At 69.4% G+C, this 15,825-nt stretch carries 12 protein-coding genes and 1 pseudogene; 8 read left to right on the top strand and 5 right to left on the bottom strand.

Annotated elements, in window-relative coordinates; translation table 11 throughout:
- Nucleotide 1 precedes the first annotated feature (1 nt).
- Nucleotides 2-1,219, bottom strand: a complete 1,218-nt coding sequence (locus TSB10P1A_RS00600; RefSeq protein WP_186385957.1) for an aminotransferase class I/II-fold pyridoxal phosphate-dependent enzyme — start codon at nucleotides 1,217-1,219, stop codon at nucleotides 2-4.
- 197 nt (nucleotides 1,220-1,416) lie between these two features.
- Entirely contained in the window at nucleotides 1,417-1,659 is a 243-nt protein-coding gene (locus TSB10P1A_RS00595) for a DUF1674 domain-containing protein (protein WP_371515060.1), read from the bottom strand.
- A 157-nt stretch (nucleotides 1,660-1,816) separates the two neighbouring features.
- On the opposite strand from TSB10P1A_RS00595, the gene htpX reads away from it, so the two are divergent.
- The 5 genes from htpX (at nucleotide 1,817) to TSB10P1A_RS00570 (ending at nucleotide 8,665) form a co-directional block, all read left to right on the top strand.
- The gene (gene htpX / locus TSB10P1A_RS00590) at nucleotides 1,817-2,827 is read left to right on the top strand and encodes a zinc metalloprotease HtpX (RefSeq protein ID WP_186385956.1); all 1,011 of its coding nucleotides are present in this window, start codon (nucleotides 1,817-1,819) and stop codon (nucleotides 2,825-2,827) included.
- Nucleotides 2,828-2,960: 133 nt separating this feature from the next.
- On the top strand, nucleotides 2,961-4,376 hold the full coding sequence (locus tag TSB10P1A_RS00585) for an RsmB/NOP family class I SAM-dependent RNA methyltransferase (RefSeq protein WP_186385955.1): 1,416 nt from the start codon (nucleotides 2,961-2,963) through the stop codon (nucleotides 4,374-4,376).
- A 174-nt stretch (nucleotides 4,377-4,550) separates the two neighbouring features.
- Nucleotides 4,551-6,290, top strand: coding sequence for a heparinase II/III family protein (locus TSB10P1A_RS00580; RefSeq protein WP_208986980.1), 1,740 nt, complete (start codon nucleotides 4,551-4,553; stop codon nucleotides 6,288-6,290).
- A gap of 130 nt (nucleotides 6,291-6,420) precedes the next feature.
- Nucleotides 6,421-8,037: a bifunctional phosphoribosylaminoimidazolecarboxamide formyltransferase/IMP cyclohydrolase gene (gene purH, locus TSB10P1A_RS00575; RefSeq protein ID WP_186385954.1), complete on the top strand. Its 1,617-nt coding sequence runs from the start codon at nucleotides 6,421-6,423 to the stop codon at nucleotides 8,035-8,037.
- A gap of 214 nt (nucleotides 8,038-8,251) precedes the next feature.
- A complete protein-coding gene (locus TSB10P1A_RS00570) occupies nucleotides 8,252-8,665 on the top strand; it encodes a YkvA family protein (protein ID WP_186385953.1) in 414 nt (137 codons plus the stop codon).
- Here the strand turns inward: TSB10P1A_RS00570 and TSB10P1A_RS00565 are convergent, their stop codons facing one another.
- The 3 genes from TSB10P1A_RS00565 to TSB10P1A_RS00555 all read right to left on the bottom strand — a co-directional run bounded on the left by TSB10P1A_RS00565 (nucleotide 8,666) and on the right by TSB10P1A_RS00555 (nucleotide 11,569).
- Nucleotides 8,666-9,328 (bottom strand): DNA-3-methyladenine glycosylase, encoded by a 663-nt coding sequence (locus tag TSB10P1A_RS00565; protein ID WP_186385952.1) that lies wholly within the window; start codon nucleotides 9,326-9,328, stop codon nucleotides 8,666-8,668. It abuts the gene before it with no gap.
- Between the two features lie 28 nt (nucleotides 9,329-9,356).
- The gene (locus TSB10P1A_RS00560; RefSeq protein WP_186385951.1) at nucleotides 9,357-10,187 is read right to left on the bottom strand and encodes a MipA/OmpV family protein; all 831 of its coding nucleotides are present in this window, start codon (nucleotides 10,185-10,187) and stop codon (nucleotides 9,357-9,359) included.
- Nucleotides 10,188-10,333: 146 nt separating this feature from the next.
- Nucleotides 10,334-11,569 carry a urate hydroxylase PuuD gene (locus TSB10P1A_RS00555; protein ID WP_186385950.1) on the bottom strand — a complete coding sequence of 412 codons (1,236 nt, stop codon included), beginning with the start codon at nucleotides 11,567-11,569 and terminating at the stop codon, nucleotides 10,334-10,336.
- Between the two features lie 203 nt (nucleotides 11,570-11,772).
- On the opposite strand from TSB10P1A_RS00555, the gene TSB10P1A_RS00550 reads away from it, so the two are divergent.
- From TSB10P1A_RS00550 to alc, 3 genes and pseudogenes are all read left to right on the top strand, one after another.
- Nucleotides 11,773-12,693, top strand: a complete 921-nt coding sequence (locus TSB10P1A_RS00550) for a LysR family transcriptional regulator (RefSeq protein WP_186385949.1) — start codon at nucleotides 11,773-11,775, stop codon at nucleotides 12,691-12,693.
- Nucleotides 12,694-13,097: 404 nt separating this feature from the next.
- Nucleotides 13,098-13,640 (top strand): annotated as a pseudogene (gene uraD / locus TSB10P1A_RS00545) (2-oxo-4-hydroxy-4-carboxy-5-ureidoimidazoline decarboxylase); the annotation flags it as partial.
- A gap of 62 nt (nucleotides 13,641-13,702) precedes the next feature.
- Nucleotides 13,703-14,716 carry an allantoicase gene (gene alc / locus TSB10P1A_RS00540; protein ID WP_186385947.1) on the top strand — a complete coding sequence of 338 codons (1,014 nt, stop codon included), beginning with the start codon at nucleotides 13,703-13,705 and terminating at the stop codon, nucleotides 14,714-14,716.
- The last annotated feature ends 1,109 nt before the right edge of the window (nucleotides 14,717-15,825 follow it).

The following is a 15,825-nucleotide window of genomic DNA, read 5'->3' as shown; positions in this document are numbered from 1 at the left end:
TCTAGTCCCCCAATGTCGCGACCAGGCGGGCCAGGGCCCGCTCGATGGTCGTCACGTCGTCGACGAGGGCGATGCGGATGTAATCCGCGCCCGGATTGCTGGAGGCCCCGTCCAGCGCCAGATAGGCGCCCGGCAGCACCTTGACGCCGGCCTCGGCCCACAGACGGCGGGTCACCGCGACGCCGCCGCCCCAGCGGGCGACGTCGAGCCACAGGAAGAAGCCGGCCGGCGGCACGACGGCGCCGAACAGCGGCGCCAGCAGGCGCTGCGCCACGTCGAATTTCGCGTTGTAGAGCCGGCGGTTCTCGATCACATGCGCCTCGTCGGCGAAGGCGGCGGCCGCCACCGCCTGCAGCGGCATGGAGACCTGCGGCGCCGCAAGGCCGCGAAAGCGCGCCCAGGCGTCCAGGAACGCCGCATCGCCGGCGGCAAAGCCGACGCGCAGGCCGGCAAGGTTCGAGCGCTTCGACAGCGAATTGATGCTGATGACGTTGGCGAAGCCCTCGCCCAGGGCATGGGCGGCCTCCAGCACGCCGGCGGGCGGCGCGTCGCGGTAGATCTCCGAATAGCACTCGTCGGCGATCACCAGGAAACGATGGCGGCGGGCGAGGCGAATCACCTCTTTCCAGGTTTCCAGATCGGCGGCGACGCCCTGCGGGTTGGCCGGCGAGGCGTAGTAGAAGGCGATGGTGCGGTCGAGCAGGTCCGGCGACAGGGTCTCGAGGTCGGGCAGGAAGCCGGTACCGGCGCTCGCGTCGAGCGCCACCAGCTCGGCCCCCGCGACATGGGCGCCGGCGGCATAGGTCTGGTAGAACGGGTTGGGCATCAGCACCGCCGGGGGGGCAGCGACTTTTGCCAGATAATCGCGGGCGCCGAGCGCGGCGAAGGTCAGCCCCTCACGCGAGCCGTTCAGCGGCAGGATGCCGCGCCCGACATCCAGCGTGCCGCCGAGGCGGTAGCGGCGGTCGAGCCAGGCGCCGACCGAGGCGCGAAAGCCGTCGGTGCCGCGAATATTGGGGTAGCGGCTGAAGTCGCCGATCGACCGGGCGAGGATCGGAGCGACGAAATCGGGCACGGCATGGCGCGGCTCGCCGATGGTCATCACGACGGGATCCATGCCCGGCGTGAGGTCGGCGATCAGCTCCGCCAGCCGCTCGAACGGGTTCGCGGAAGGCAGGGACGAAGACCTTGCGGCCTTGGGGGCGGCGTCAGAAGACATTCGGCTCGAACCATTCACCGGGACGCCGCCGGCCCTGCGGCGGCCTTCCCGGCCTGTTGACGTCAGGCCGACCGCGCCGCGGCCCGTCAGGGCGCGGCGGACGGAGGACCGGCTGCGTCGCCAAGCCTATGCGCCGATGGTAAATCCCTCATTAACCAAGCCGGAAACAGCCGCGCCGCCGACGTTTTGCACCGCAGTCAGAAATCGCAGGCGATGCCCTTGATCTCCCAGTCCTCGTAGCGGGTCGGCTCCAGCCCGCCGCGCCCGTCGATCTCGCGCGGCAGGGTCTCGCCCTTGGCGTCGATCTCGTGGCGGCGCGCCTCGGCCTCTTGCAGCGCCCGCTGGGCGGCCGGCGGCAGGTCCTCGAAGCGGCGCGGCGGCGCGTCATCGTTTGCGGCGCCCTGCGTCGCGGTCATGGCGGTGTCTTTGGTCTCGGTCATGCTCCGGTCCCGATCGGTCTGGCTCATTCGGCAGGCGCGCTGCTCTCTTGCAGAATGCCGCGCCGCGCCAACATATAGGAGCGAAGCGGCCGTTGTCGCCCTCCCTGCTCTTCATGCAGGCAGACGGCACGGGTCCCAGCAAACACAGGCAGGCGAGATGAACTACTTCCGCACCGCACTTCTTCTTGCCGCGATGACGGCGCTGTTCATGGGCGTCGGCTTCCTGATCGGCGGCGAAAGCGGCATGATGATCGCGCTGGTCGTCGCCGCGGCGATGAACCTGTTCAGCTACTGGAATTCCGACAAGATGGTGCTGCGCATGCACCACGCGGTGGAAGCCAACGAGCGCCAGGCGCCGGAGCTGTTCCATATGGTGCGCGAGCTCGCCGCACGCGCCGACCTGCCGATGCCCAAGGTCTATATCATCAACAATCCGCAGCCCAATGCCTTCGCCACCGGGCGCAATCCGCAGAACGCCGCCGTCGCCGCGACCACCGGACTGCTGGAAAGCCTGAGCAAGGAAGAGGTGGCCGGCGTGATGGCGCATGAGCTTGCGCATGTGAAGAACCACGACACCTTGATCATGACGCTGACGGCGACGATTGCCGGCGCGATCTCGATGCTCGCCAATTTCGCCTTCTTCTTCGGCGGCAACCGCGAGAACAACAATCCGCTCGGCTTCATCGGCGTGATCGTCGCGATGATCGTCGCCCCGCTCGCCGCCATGCTGGTGCAGATGGCGATCAGCCGCACGCGCGAATATGCCGCCGACCGCATGGGCGCGGAGATCTGCGGCAACCCGATCTGGCTCGCCTCGGCGCTGGGCAAGATCGCCGGCGGCGCGGCGCGCATCCACAATCCGGACGCGGAGCGCAATCCGGCGACCGCGCATATGTTCATCATCAACCCGCTGTCGGGCGAGCGGATGGACAATCTCTTCTCCACCCATCCCAACACCGAGAACCGCATCCGCGCGCTGCAGGAGATGGCCGGCTCGATGGGCGGTGGGGGCGGGTATTCCAGCGCTGGCGCGGCCTATGGCGGCCGCGGCCCTGCCAGCGAGGGACCGGTGCGCCGCGATCCTCCGGGCCCGTGGGGGCGCACGCGCCGCCACGACGACACGGGCAGTGGCGGCGGAAGCTCGGGCCGGAGCGGCCCCTGGGGCTGAAGCGGTCCCGATCGCCTCGACCGTGCTTTAGGGCTTGTGATCGCCTGCCGTTTGCGGGCATACCGGCTATCCTTCCGATGCGGCGGGTCCCTGCGCGCCAAGCGCAAGCCGCCCCTTGAGACGATCCGATCCCGTGAGCGACGACAGCAACGACCGCCCCGCCCGCGCCCGCTCCGCCCGTGCCCGTAAGGGGCCTGGGGGAAAGGGCGCGCGCCCGCGCCGGGAGCCCGACCCGTCGACGGTGGGGCTGGCGGCGCGTCGGGCCGCGGTGGAGATCCTCGGCCGGGTCGTGACCGGACGCCGGCCGCTCGACGACGAGTTGCGGGAGACCGGCGGCCATTCCGGCTTCGCCGCGCTGGCCGCCCGCGACCGGGCCCTGGTGCGGGCGATGCTCGGCACGGCGCTGCGCCGGCGCGGCCAGATCGCCGCGATCCTCGGCCGGCTGCTGGAGCGGCCGGTGCCGGAAAAGACCGGTATCGTTCTGGACATCCTGCATGTCGCGGCCGCGCAAGTGCTGTTCATGGAGGTGCCGGACCGGGCGGCGGTCGCCATCGCCGTGGCGCTGGCCGATGCGGACGACCGGGCGCGCCGCTACAAGGGTCTGGTCAACGCCGTGCTGCGGCGGCTGGTGGCCGAGCGCGACGACCTGCTCGCCGCGACCGCGCAGCCCTGGCGCAACGCGCCGGTCTGGCTGTTCGCCGGCTGGCAAAAGGCCTATGGCGAGGAAGCGGCGCTGGGCACCGCCGAAATGCATCTGCTGGAGCCCAATCTCGACCTGACCGTCAAGGCCGACCCGCAGGGGTGGGCGGAGCGGCTCGGCGGCACGGCGATCGGCGGCAACACGGTGCGGCTTGCCCGGCCCGGCGGGCGAATCGAGGCGCTGGAGGGCTATGACGCCGGGGCCTGGTGGGTGCAGGACGCGGCCGCGGCGATCCCGGCGCGGCTGCTCGGCGATGTCGCGGGCCTGCGCGTTGCCGACCTGTGCGCCGCGCCCGGCGGCAAGACCGCGCAACTGGCGGCGGCCGGCGGCCGCGTCACCGCCATCGACATTTCCGCCCGCCGCCTGGAGCGGCTGTCGCAGAACCTTTCCCGGCTCGGCCTGAGCGCCGAGGTGGTCGCGGCCGACCTTGCCGACTACGAACCGGCCGCCCCGTTCGACGCCATCCTGCTGGATGCGCCCTGTTCGGCGACCGGCACGATCCGCCGCCATCCGGAGGTCGCCTGGAACCGGCGGGCCGAGGACGTTGCGAGCCTTGCCGCCGCCCAGGCGCTGCTGCTGGAGCGGGCAGGCGGCTGGCTGAAGCCGGGCGGGCGCCTCGTCTATTGCACCTGCTCGCTGGAGCCGGCGGAAGGAGAACTCGTCGTCGCCCGCTTTCTCGCCGCCAATCCGAATTTCGCGCGCCTGCCGGTCGAAGAGGCGGAGACCGGTTTCTCGGGTCTGGTTACGGCGGAGGGCGACCTGCGGACCCTGCCGGTGTCGCTGCCGCGCGAGCCGCGCCAGGACGGCGGGCTCGACGGGTTCTTCGCCGCGCGCCTCGTGCGTCGCTGATCCCGGTCGGACGCCTGTTGCATGCGCCGCGAATCCCTCGAATCGTGCTGAAATGGGTAACGGATCGCTAACCCTGTTGCCGGAAACTGCAATTTGCAGGCGAAGTGGATTCGCGAAAGGGATCGGCACGACGACGACGGCGGCGCTGGAGGGAGTGTGGCACAGGTGACGCTAATGTCGGTGACCGAACGGGCACGGGTGTGGCGTCTCCTCGCGCAGACCGCCTGGCAGTCCCTGCTCAGATGGGTGCATGGCGGACCGATGTTCCGCTGGCGGCTGTTTTCCGCCACGCCCGCCCGGCTGATCATCGCCCCGCAGGATCTGCGCACCGCCGACGGCACCAACGCCGCCGACATCTATGCCGGGCGCTTCCTGTTCGCCGGTCAACTGGTCGAGACCTCCGGCCAGTCCCCTTTCGAGGTCGAGCCGCCCTCCGCCGACTGGGCCCGCGCCCTGCACGGGTTCGGCTGGCTGCGTCATCTCAAGGCGGCGGAGACCGTGGTCGCGCGGCAGAACGCGCGGGCGCTGGTCGACGACTGGATAAGAAGCTGCGGCTACTGGCAGCACACGGCCTGGGAGCAGCAGGTGGTGGCGCGCCGGGTGCTGGCCTGGCTGTCGCAGTCGCCGCTGATCCTGGAGGGCTGCGACCGCGAATTCTACCGCCGTTTCCTGCGCTCGCTCGCCCGCCAGGTCCGCTACCTGCGCCGCACCATGAACGAGACGCCGGACGGGGTGCCGCGGCTGCAGGCGGCGATCGCCGTTGCCGCGGCCACCGTCTCGATGTCGGGGCAGGGGCGCTTCGTGCGCCAGAGCCTGCGCCGGCTCGACCAGGAGCTCGCCCGCCAGATCCTCGCCGATGGCGGTCACGTCTCGCGCAATCCGGCGGCGCTGCTGGATATTCTCGTCGACCTGCTGCCGGTGCGCCAGGCGCTGATGGTGCAGGGCATGCCGGCCTCGCCGACGGTGATGCAGGCGATCGACCGGATGATGCCGATGATCCGCTTCTTCCGCCATGGCGACGGCACCTTCGCGCATTTCAACGGCATGGGCGCGACGCCGGCGGACCTCGTCGCGACGATCCTGGCCTATGACGACGCGCGCGGCGGCCCGCCGGGCAACGCACCGCATTCGGGCTACCAGCGCGTTGCCTGCGGTGACACCCTACTGCTGATGGACACCGGCGTGCCGCCGGAGCCGGCGCTGAGCCTGACCGCCCATGCCGGGTGCCTGTCCTTCGAGATGTCGTCGCGGCGCACCCGCATCATCGTCAATTGCGGCGTGTCGAACAGCGAGCGCGGCGCCTGGCGCGCGGTTTCGCGGGCAACGGCCGCCCATTCCACCGCCACCCTCGACGACACCTCCTCGGCCCGCTTCCTGCCGGAGAGCCGCTTCGGCGGCTGGCTCGGCGCGCCGATCCTCACCGGGCCGACCAGCGTGCCGGTGGAGCGCGAGGAGGGGCCGGCCGGCGTGCGCATCGTCGCCAGCCACAACGGCTACCAGGACAGCATGCGCATCGTCCACGAGCGCGACATCACCCTGTCGCAGGACGGCAGCGTGCTGGACGGCATAGACCGCTTCCTGCCCACCGGGCGGATCGGCCGCGACCACGAGTTCGCCATCCGTTTCCACCTGCACCCCTCGATCAAGGCCAGCTCGATCCGCTCGGGTACCGGCATCCTGCTGGTGGCGCCGGATGGCGAGGCGTGGGAGTTCGCCGCGCCGGGCTGTGAGATGGCCATCGAGGAATCCATCTATCTCTCCGACAGTTCCGGCCATCGGCGCTGCGAGCAGATCGTGCTCTACGGCCGGCTTGCCCATCGCCGGGAGGCGGCCTGGCAGTTCTGCCGCACCGCGTCCGGGCGGGCGATGCGGCGGCGGGTCAGCGACACGGCCAGCGGCGAGTTGGACCTGTAGCCAGAGCGGCCTTCTGCCGCGCCTTGCGCATTTTTTACCCAATCCCCCTTCGTCGGCTTCCGGTTTTCCGCGCTTCGTGCTAGGCGCACCAACATCACTGTCCCGCCGAAAACCCGAAGGACCCTCCGCAATGGCCGTGGTGTCGAAACGCATCCCCGTTCCCGATCTCGTTCGCGTCAGGCGCGCGCTGCTCTCCGTCTCGGACAAGACGGGCCTCGTCGAGTTCGCGACCGCCCTGGCCGGCCTCGGCGTCGAACTGGTCTCCACCGGCGGCACGCGCAAGACGCTGTCCGATGCCGGACTGACGGTGCTCGACATTTCGGAAGTCACCGGCTTTCCCGAGATCATGGACGGGCGCGTCAAGACGCTGCATCCGGCGGTGCATGGCGGGCTGCTCGCCATTCGCGACGATGCCGAGCATGCCGCGGCGATGAAAGACCACGGGATTACCGGCATCGATCTCGTCTGCGTCAATCTCTATCCCTTCGAGGAGACGGTCGCCTCCGGCGCCGATTTCGCGCTCGCCATCGAGAACATCGACATCGGCGGTCCGGCGATGACCCGCGCCGCGGCCAAGAACCACGCCTATGTGACGATGGTCAGCGATCCGGCCGACTATGCCGAGGTGATCGAGGCGCTCGGCGAGAACGACGGCCAGGTACCGCTGGCGCTGCGCAAGCGGCTGGCGCAGAAGGCCTTCGCCCGCACGGCGGCCTATGACGCGGCGGTTTCCAACTGGTTCGCCGCCGCCATCGGCGAGGACGCGCCGGCCCATGTCGCCTTTGGCGGACGTCTCGCTTCCGTCATGCGCTATGGCGAGAACCCGCATCAGAAGGCGGCGTTCTACCTGACGCCGGAGCGGCGCTTCGGCGTCGCCACCGCCCGCCAGGTGCAGGGCAAGGAACTGTCCTACAACAACATCAACGACACGGATGCCGCCTTCGAACTGGTCAGCGAGTTCGATCCGGGCGTGTCGCCGGCGGTCGCCATCATCAAGCACGCCAACCCCTGCGGCGTCGCGATGGGCGCGAGCCTGAAGGAGGCCTATCTGAAGGCGCTGGCCTGCGATCCGGTCTCCGCCTTCGGCGGCATCGTCGCGCTCAACAGCAAGCTGGACGCGGCCGCGGCCGAGGAGATCGTCAAGATCTTCACCGAGGTGATCATCGCGCCGGAGGCCAGCGACGAGGCGCTCGCCATCGTCGCCACCAAGAAGAACCTGCGCCTTTTGATCACCGGCGGCCTCGCCGACCCGCGCGCCGGCGCCCGCATCGTCAAGTCGGTGGCCGGCGGTCTCCTGGTGCAGGATCGCGACACCGGTACGGTGGAGGATCTCGACCTCAAGGTGGTGACCAAGCGCGCGCCCAGCGAACAGGAGATGGCCGATCTCAAGTTCGCCTTCCGCGTCGCCAAGCACGTCAAGTCGAACGCCATCGTCTATGTGCGCGAGGGCGCGACCGCCGGCATCGGCGCCGGCCAGATGAGCCGCATCGACAGCGCCCGCATCGCTGCGCGCAAGGCCGAGGACGCCGCGGAGGCGGCCGGTGCCGACCGGCCGAACACGATCGGCTCGGTGGTGGCCTCCGATGCCTTCTTCCCCTTCGCCGATGGCCTGCTGGCAGCGGCTGCCGCCGGGGCGACAGCGGTGATCCAGCCGGGCGGCTCGATGCGCGATGCGGACGTGATCGCGGCGGCCGACGAGGCCGGGCTCGCCATGGTCTTCACCGGCATGCGGCACTTCCGCCACTGACGGCTCTCGTGGCGGCCGGCTCAGGCCTTTCTCGCCCGGATCTTTGAAAATGCACCGCGCCCGCCCCACATAAGGGGCGGGCGCGGGCCGTTCCGGCCCAATTCTAGGGTAATGCGGGCCGTTCCGGCCCAATTCTAGGGTAATGCGGGCCGTTCCGGCCCGTCGGGGGGCTGTCCGCAGGACCTTGATGAGGTCCGGCAAGGAGACGGCAGGCATGGCGGCACGCTACGACGATCTCGGCATCAATCCCGAATTCCTCGGCCCCGAAGAGGGCCGAGAGGAGCGGGTCGGCGCGCGCCTGTTCAAGGTGGCGCGCAAGGCGGCGCGGCAGATCCCGTTCATGGAGGATGTCATCGCCGCCTATTACTGCGCCATCGACCCGGCGACGCCGGTGCGCGTGCGCGGCACGATCTTTGCCGGCCTTGCCTATTTCGTCATGCCCTTCGACCTGATCCCCGATGCGATCCTCGGCATCGGCTTTACCGACGATGCCAGCGTGCTGCTCGGCGTGCTGGCACTGATCGGCAGCCATATGCGGGAGGAGCACCGGGAGGCGGCGCGTGTCGGGCTCGGCAAGGACGAGAACAAGAGCCAGAACAAGAACAAGAACGAAAACAGCCGGGGCTGATCACACCGGCAGGCCGGTGCCGCGGCCGGTGAGGCGGCGGTAATGCGCCCAAAGCAGCCGCGCGGCGACGCCGCGCCAGGGCGACCAGCGCCGGGCGAGCCGCTCCGCCTCGCGGGTGCTGGGCCGGGCGTCCAGCGCAAGGGCATCGCGCAAGGCTTCCTGCAGGGCGACATCGCCGGCGGGAAAGACATCCGGGTGCCCAGCACAGAACAGCAGGAAGACATCCGCCGTCCACGGCCCGATGCCGCGCAAGGAGACGAGACGGGCGCGGGCCTCCTCCGCCGGCAGGTCGACGAGACCGGCGAGGTCGAGGCCGCCGGCGACGGCCTCGGCAATGGTGCGAAAGCTGGCGATCTTGGCTCGCGACAGGCCGGCCTGGCCGAGGTCGTCGTCGGCAAGGCGCAAGACGGTTTCGGCTTCGAACGGGGCGATCAGGGTTTCCAGCCGGCCGTAGATGGCGGCGGCGCTGGCCAGCGAGACCTGCTGCGCGGTGACGATGCGGGCAAGCTCGGCGAAGGTCGGCGGGTGGCGGCGCAGCGGCAGCGGGTCGCCGGCGGCGGCGAGGCGGCCGAGATCCGGCGCGAGGACAAGCAGCGCGGCAAGACCGACGGCGAGGTCCTGCTCGTCGTCGATGCGCGGAGGAAGGCGGCCGTGATCCGGCATCGGAATGCCGCCGGTCCCGGTCGTTTCGTCAGTCGAACAGGTCGAAGGCGAAGCGATAGGTGACGCCGACGCCGACGGAGAACTGGTTCTCGTGGCCGCGGCGGACGATCGGGCTCTTGCGGGCATCGCCGATATAGCGGTCCCAGCCGGCCTGCAGATGCAGCGCGGTGGTGTCGGTGACCGCGTAGCTGGCGCGGCCGGACAGGCCGACGGACTTGAAGCCGCCGCCGATCGTGTAGGGCGTCAGGTTGCCGAGCGAGGCGGCCGCCTCGGCGGCGGTGACACCGAGATAGGTGCTCATGTATTTGCCGCTGGCGAAGTCGGCGCGCGGGCCGAAGGCAAGTTCCAGCCGCTCCATCGGATTGAGGATGATGTCCGCGCCGACCTGACCGACCTGGCCGGTATGGCCGTTCATGCCCTGGCGAAGCTCGACGAAGGCGCTGAACCAGTCGTAGCGGAAGCCGGCGCCAAGGCCCAGTTCCAGCGCCCAGTCGATCTTCTTGGTGCCGGTCAGCTTGACGCTGTCGGAGGCCTTGCGCTCGCCCAGGAAGTTGATCGAGGGGAAGACGAAGAAGCCGCGGGTGGTCTTCTCGCCGTCCGAGACCTGGCCGAGGCCCGGCAGATAGAAGCGGCCGAAGGAGATGATCGGCAGCGGCGACACCATCATCTTGTCCGCGCCTTCGTATTTCGGCGAGACCAGGGCGCCGACGCCGACGTCGATCACATATTGCTTCGACGGCAGCGGCATGTCCTGCGGCGCCGCCATGCCGTCCTGGGCAAGGGCGGAGGGAGCGGCAAGGCTCGCACCGGCCAGAAGGGCGGTGGCGGTGAGGGCGGAAACGAGGGAGGTCTTGCGCATGGCGGTCGGGCCTGCTCCGGCTGTCGGCGTCTGAGAAGACTTGTGTAATCCGGTTTAGCTGACCGAACCCTTACCAAGAAGCGATTTCGCGGCATTGTGACCGGCTTGCGTCGCCCTGTTGCAGGCTTGCATCGCCTCACACGATGTCAGCGGGACGTGGCGCTGCGATACCAGGCCGCGAGGATGGCGCGCTCGTCCGGCTCGATCGAGGTGATGTTGGCCGGCGGCATCGCATGGGTGATGCCGGCCTGCAGGTAGATCTCGCGGGCATGGGCGGCGATTTCCTCGTCGCTTTCCAGCCGCACGCCCTTGGGCGCTGCCGCCATTCCCTCCCACAAGGGCTCGGCCGCATGGCACATGGAGCAGCGCGTCAGCACCGTGTCGCGGGCCGCCTCGAAATGCCCGTCATCGACGAAGCGGGCGATCTGCGGCGGCAGCCGGCGATAGGTCTGTGCCGTGTCGCCCGCCTCTTCGTCCGGGCGCAGGGTCGACAGCCAGACGACGGCGAGGAAGAGCGCGGCGGTGACGAACCAGGTCCACCACGGCGCTTCCTTGCGGGCGTGGGTGGTGTTGAAGAAGTGCCGTATCGTGACGCCCATCAGGAAAACCAGCGAGGCGATCGCCCAATTGTACTGCGTCGCGAAGGCCAGGGGATAATGATTGGACAGCATCAAAAAGACGACGGGGAGAGTGAGGTAATTGTTGTGCAGCGAGCGCTGCTTGGCCTGGGCGCCAAGCGAAGAGTCCGGCGTCTGACCGGCCAGCAGCGCGGCGACCACCTTCTTCTGGTTGGGGATGATCAGCAGGAAGACATTGGCCGACATGATGGTGGCGGTGAAGGCGCCGAGATGCAGGAAGGCGGCGCGGCCCGTGAAGACCTGGGTGTAGCCCCAGGCCATGGCGACCAGCACGACGTAGAGCAGCAGCATCAAGCCGGTGGTGCTGCGCCCCAGCGGCGAGCGGCAGAGCAGGTCGTAGACGATCCAGCCGAAGGCGATGGAGGCGATGGAGAGCGCGATGGCGCCCGGCCGCGACAGCTCCATCACGGACGGATCGATCATGTAGAGATCGGCGCCGGCATAATAGACGACGCACATCAGCGCGAAGCCGGAGAGCCAGGTGGCGTAGCTCTCCCACTTGAACCAGGTCAGGTGCTCGGGAAGGGTGGCGGGCGCAACCAGATATTTGCGGATATGGTAGAAGCCGCCGCCATGGACCTGCCATTCCTCGCCATGGGCGCCAGGGGGTAGGTCGGGTGCCTTGCGCAAGCCGAGATCGAGGGCGATGAAATAGAAGGACGAGCCGATCCAGGCGATCGCCGTCACCACATGCAGCCAGCGCAAGGCGAAGGACAGCCAGTCCCAGGCAATCGCCACTTCCATAACTCTTTCCCTCCCAAGGGGCCGCGCCCCGAGCCACTGCGCCGGCCGCCGGCTGCGCGTCAATCCCAATCACGAAACGTGCCAACCGCCCGCAGATCGCCAGGCGGGATGTCGCGCGAGAGTGGCAGATCCGCGATTTGCAAAAAAGTCGCGATATGCTTCGATCACTATCAAGAATTTCTTGAAAGCGATACGAGCCGCCCATGTCCTATGTGAACACTCTCCGGGTTTTCGTGCGGGCTGTCGATCTCGGCTCGATGTCGGCGGCGGCGCGCGACCAGCGGGTCTCGCCGGCGGTGGTGTCGAGCCGCATCGGCGAGCTGGAAAAGCATCTCGGCGTGCGCCTGTTCAACCGCACGACGCGCAAGCTGACGCCGACCGAGCACGGGGCGATCTTCTACAAGGGCGCGGTGAAGATCCTCGACGCCATCGAGGAGGCGGAGGCGGCGGTGGCCGATGTCGCCCGCCATCCGCGCGGCTCGATCTTCGTCGCCGCCCCGCTCGGCCTCGGCCGGCGGCTGGTGGCGCCCTTGATCCCGGCGTTCAAGGCGGAATATCCGGATATCGACGTGCGGCTGCGGCTGTCCGACCGCAAGGTCGACGTGCTGGGCGAGGGGCTGGATATCGCCTTCGTGCTGGGCCAGCCGGCCGATTCGGCCCTGAAGATGCGCCCCGTCGTCGACTGCGCGCGGGTGCTGTGCGCCGCGCCCGCCTATCTGGCCGCCCATGGCACGCCGGAAAGCGGCGCGGAGCTGGTGCGCGGCCGCCATTCCTGCCTGCTGCTGCGCTTTCCCGGCACCAGCGAATTCAACTGGACGCTCCAGGGTCCGAACGGGCCGGAGCGCCATGAAGTGTCGGGGCCGTTCGAATCCGACGACGGCGACGTGCTCACCGATTGGGCACTTGCCGGCTGCGGCATCGTCAACAAGCCGCTATTCGAGGTGGCGCATCACCTGCGCGCCGGGCGGCTGGTCGAGGTCTGCCGCACGACGCCGCCGCTGCCGGTGCAGCTCGCCTGCCTCTATCCGCACAAGCGCTACCAGGACCCGAAGATCCGCCTGTTCATCGACTTCGTGACGGCGGGCTGCAAGGCGGCGGTCGATGCCGCCCTTGCCGGAGACTGAGGAGGGGACTGAGCGGGGATCGGCTGCATGCCGGACCGGGAGTGGCGTGGGCACAAATCGGCGCCACGGGGCGTTTTCCTGCCGGCGGGGGGGCAAATCGAGGCCGAATCTATCCCCGTCCGCCCCGAAAAGAACCGGAATCCGGTTGAAGTATTCGCTGAAATCGGCGGAATTTGCGCGGGTTTGCGACGGATTTTGCGAGATTTCGAGAAAGCTGCGCAAAATCCGTCGCAAACTCGCATCACTCTCGCGCAAACGGGGACAAGGGTGGCGGCGCGCCCTGAGTAAGGTAGCAAGCCCCGGCGCGGCGGACATGTCTTTCAAGAAAATTTTGAAAGAGGTGGTCATTGTTTTGCATTACCAATAGACCAACCCATCCGGAGAACCCGTCCGTGACCGTCAGCGAGCATCCCGATCCGTCTTCCGCGACGCGTCCCTCAAGCTTGGACCGCGCCGCCTTTCTCGCCCGGTTCGGCGGGGTCTTCGAGCACTCGCCGTGGATCGCCGAGCGGGCCCTGGCGAAGGGGCTGGCCAAGGGGGCGGGACCGGACGCCGATACGGCCGCGGGTCTGCATGCGCGGCTGGTTGCAGAGTTCCGCGCGGCGAGCGAGGAGGAACGGCTCGCCGTATTGCGCGCCCATCCCGATCTTGCCGGCAAGCTGGCGGCGGCGAAGCGCCTGACGGCGGAGTCCGCCGGCGAGCAGGCCTCCGCCGGGCTCGACGCGCTGACCGATGCGGAGCGCGCCCGCTTCACCGCCCTCAACGAGGCTTACACCTCCCGCTTCGGCTTTCCCTTCATCCTGGCGGTGAAGGGCCGCAGCAAGGCGGAGATCCTGGAGAATTTCGAGGCGCGCGTCGGCAACGACCGGGCTGCCGAGTTTGCGACCGCCTGTGCCCAGGTGGAGCGGATCGCGCTGCTGCGGCTCAAGGATCTCGTTCCCGGCTGAGCCGGGTTTCTGTCGCCCTTTTCGGCGCGCCGCCCGCGCGTCTTATCATGAAGGACCCTGTCATGACGTCTCCTCAGCCGGACAGCCGTCCGGACTTCGCCCGCAAGGACATCAACCTCGCCTCCGCCGGCCTTGGGGCGGCCGCGGTGTCGGTCACCGACGACTTCTTCGCCGAGGTCTCGCGGATGCTCGCGGACGATGCGGCGGTGTTCTATCCGGATCGCTACGACGACAACGGCAAGTGGATGGACGGCTGGGAATCGCGCCGCCGCCGGGGGCCGGGCCACGACATCGCGGTGGTGCGCCTGGCCGTGCGCGGCCGCATCACCGGCTTCGATGTCGACACCTCGCATTTCACCGGCAACTACCCGCCGGCCTGCCGCATCGAGGCCGCCGCCTGTGCCGGCGAGCCGGACGCAGGGACCCGGTGGACCGAGCTGGTGCCGATGTCGCCGCTCGGACCGAGCGCCCACCACTATTTCGCCTGTAGTGACGCCGGCGTGTGGACCCATGTGCGGCTGCACATCCATCCCGACGGCGGCGTTGCGCGCCTTCGCGTCTATGGCCGGCCGGAGCTCGACCGGCAGGCGGCGGGCGCTGCGGAGCTGGACCTTGCCTCGGCGCTGAACGGGGCGCGCATCGTCGCGTTTTCCGACGCGCATTACGGCGCCTATCACCGGATGCTGGCGCCGGGACGCGGGCTCAACATGGGCGACGGCTGGGAGACCCGCCGGCGCCGCGAGCCGGGGCATGACTGGATCATCGTCGAACTGGGCGCGCGCGGCATCATCGGGCGGGCCAGCGTCGACACGGCCTTCTACAAGGGCAATTTCCCGGAAAGCTGCTCGATGCAGGCAGCCGATCTTGCCGGCATGACCGGCGATCTCGACCGGGCCATCGTCACCTCCTCGATGTTCTGGGAGGAACTGGTCGGGCGCACGAAACTCTCCGCCGACGCGATCCACGACATCGGCGCGGAGGCGGTGCGACCGCTCGGCCCGGTCACCCATGTGCGCCTCAACATCCATCCCGACGGCGGCATCAGCCGGCTGCGGCTGTTCGGCCGCCTCGCCTGAGGGGGTTTTTCCGCTGAGGCTTGTACGCGAATGCCTCTCCTTGCGTCTTCCCGGACGAGGCCGTAGGCCGAAGATCCGGGACCGGGGAGCCCCGGCGGTGGTGGGGCCTTTCGGGAGTGCCGTCGTCAGGCCCCCGGCTCGCCGGTCCCGGGTCGCGCTTCGCTTGCCCGGGATGACGAACCGCGAGGGCGGTGCGAGGGCGGGCCTCCTCCTCGGAGGTCGTCCCGGCCGCGCGCCAGCGCAGAGCCGGGATCCATTGGCACCCTCAGCGGGTGAGAGGCGGAGGGCGCTTGTTGCAACTCGCGGCTGCGCTCGTCGCTCCACCCTCTCCTTGCGTCTTCCCGGACGAGGCCGTAGGCCGAAGATCCGGGACCGGGGAGCCCCGGCGGTGGTGGGGCGCGCTCCGTCGCGGTTGTGGCTCACCCCCCTCTGTCGGCTGCGCCGACATCTCCCCCTCAAGGGGGGAGAAGGGCGCGCGGGGGCATTGCCCGCGCGCTGTTGCCACTGCTCTGGCAGCCAATGGGCACCGGGTCGCGCTTCGCTTGCCCGGTGTGACGGTCGAGGGGATGCGAGGTCGGGCCTCCTCTCTCAGGACGTCATCCCGGCCGCGCGCCAGCGCAGAGCCGGGAACCATTGGCGCCCTCGGCAGGTGTGAGGCGGAGGGCGCTTGTTGCAACTCGCGGCTGCGCTCGTCGCTCCACCCTCTCCTTGCGTCTTCCCGGACGAGGCCGTAGGCCGAAGATCCGGGACCGGGGAGGCACGGCGGTGGTGGGGCCTTTCGGGAGTGCCGTCGTCAGGCCCCCGGCTCGCCGGTCCCGGGTCGCGCTTCGCTTGCCCGGGATGACGAACCGCGAGGGTCGTGCGAGGACGGGCGGGCGACACTCGCGGCTGTCACGCCTGCGCGTTGTTGCTGCCGCTCTGGAAGCCAATAGGCCCCGGCGCGCGGCGTCGCCTTGGCCGGGGTGACGGCCGAGGGGATGCGAAGCCGTGCCACCTCTCTCAGGACGTCATCCCGGCCGCGCGCCAGCGCAGAGCCGGGAACCATTGGTATCCTCAGCCGGTGTGAGGCGGAGGGCGCTTGTTGCAACTCGCGGCTGCGCTCGTCGCTC

The sequence above is a fragment of the Stappia sp. TSB10P1A genome, assembly GCF_900185725.1.
In the GTDB taxonomy this organism is placed as follows: Bacteria; Pseudomonadota; Alphaproteobacteria; order Rhizobiales; family Stappiaceae; genus Stappia.
The sequence above is the reverse complement of the archived record's forward strand: the minus strand, read 5'-3'. Positions and strand labels throughout refer to the sequence as shown.

Bases quoted from the DNA above. Each gene is read 5' to 3' on its own strand.
- alc (WP_186385947.1), top strand. From the start codon at position 13,703: ATGACGTCTCCTCAGCCGGACAGCCGTCCGGACTTCGCCCGCAAGGAC.
- TSB10P1A_RS00595 (WP_371515060.1), bottom strand. From the start codon at position 1,659: ATGACCGAGACCAAAGACACCGCCATGACCGCGACGCAGGGCGCCGCA.
- TSB10P1A_RS00565 (WP_186385952.1), bottom strand. From the start codon at position 9,328: ATGCCGGATCACGGCCGCCTTCCTCCGCGCATCGACGACGAGCAGGAC.
- purH (WP_186385954.1), top strand. From the start codon at position 6,421: ATGGCCGTGGTGTCGAAACGCATCCCCGTTCCCGATCTCGTTCGCGTC.
- TSB10P1A_RS00550 (WP_186385949.1), top strand. From the start codon at position 11,773: ATGTCCTATGTGAACACTCTCCGGGTTTTCGTGCGGGCTGTCGATCTC.
- TSB10P1A_RS00555 (WP_186385950.1), bottom strand. From the start codon at position 11,569: ATGGAAGTGGCGATTGCCTGGGACTGGCTGTCCTTCGCCTTGCGCTGG.
- htpX (WP_186385956.1), top strand. From the start codon at position 1,817: ATGAACTACTTCCGCACCGCACTTCTTCTTGCCGCGATGACGGCGCTG.
- TSB10P1A_RS00560 (WP_186385951.1), bottom strand. From the start codon at position 10,187: ATGCGCAAGACCTCCCTCGTTTCCGCCCTCACCGCCACCGCCCTTCTG.
- TSB10P1A_RS00580 (WP_208986980.1), top strand. From the start codon at position 4,551: ATGTCGGTGACCGAACGGGCACGGGTGTGGCGTCTCCTCGCGCAGACC.
- TSB10P1A_RS00570 (WP_186385953.1), top strand. From the start codon at position 8,252: ATGGCGGCACGCTACGACGATCTCGGCATCAATCCCGAATTCCTCGGC.
- TSB10P1A_RS00600 (WP_186385957.1), bottom strand. From the start codon at position 1,219: ATGTCTTCTGACGCCGCCCCCAAGGCCGCAAGGTCTTCGTCCCTGCCT.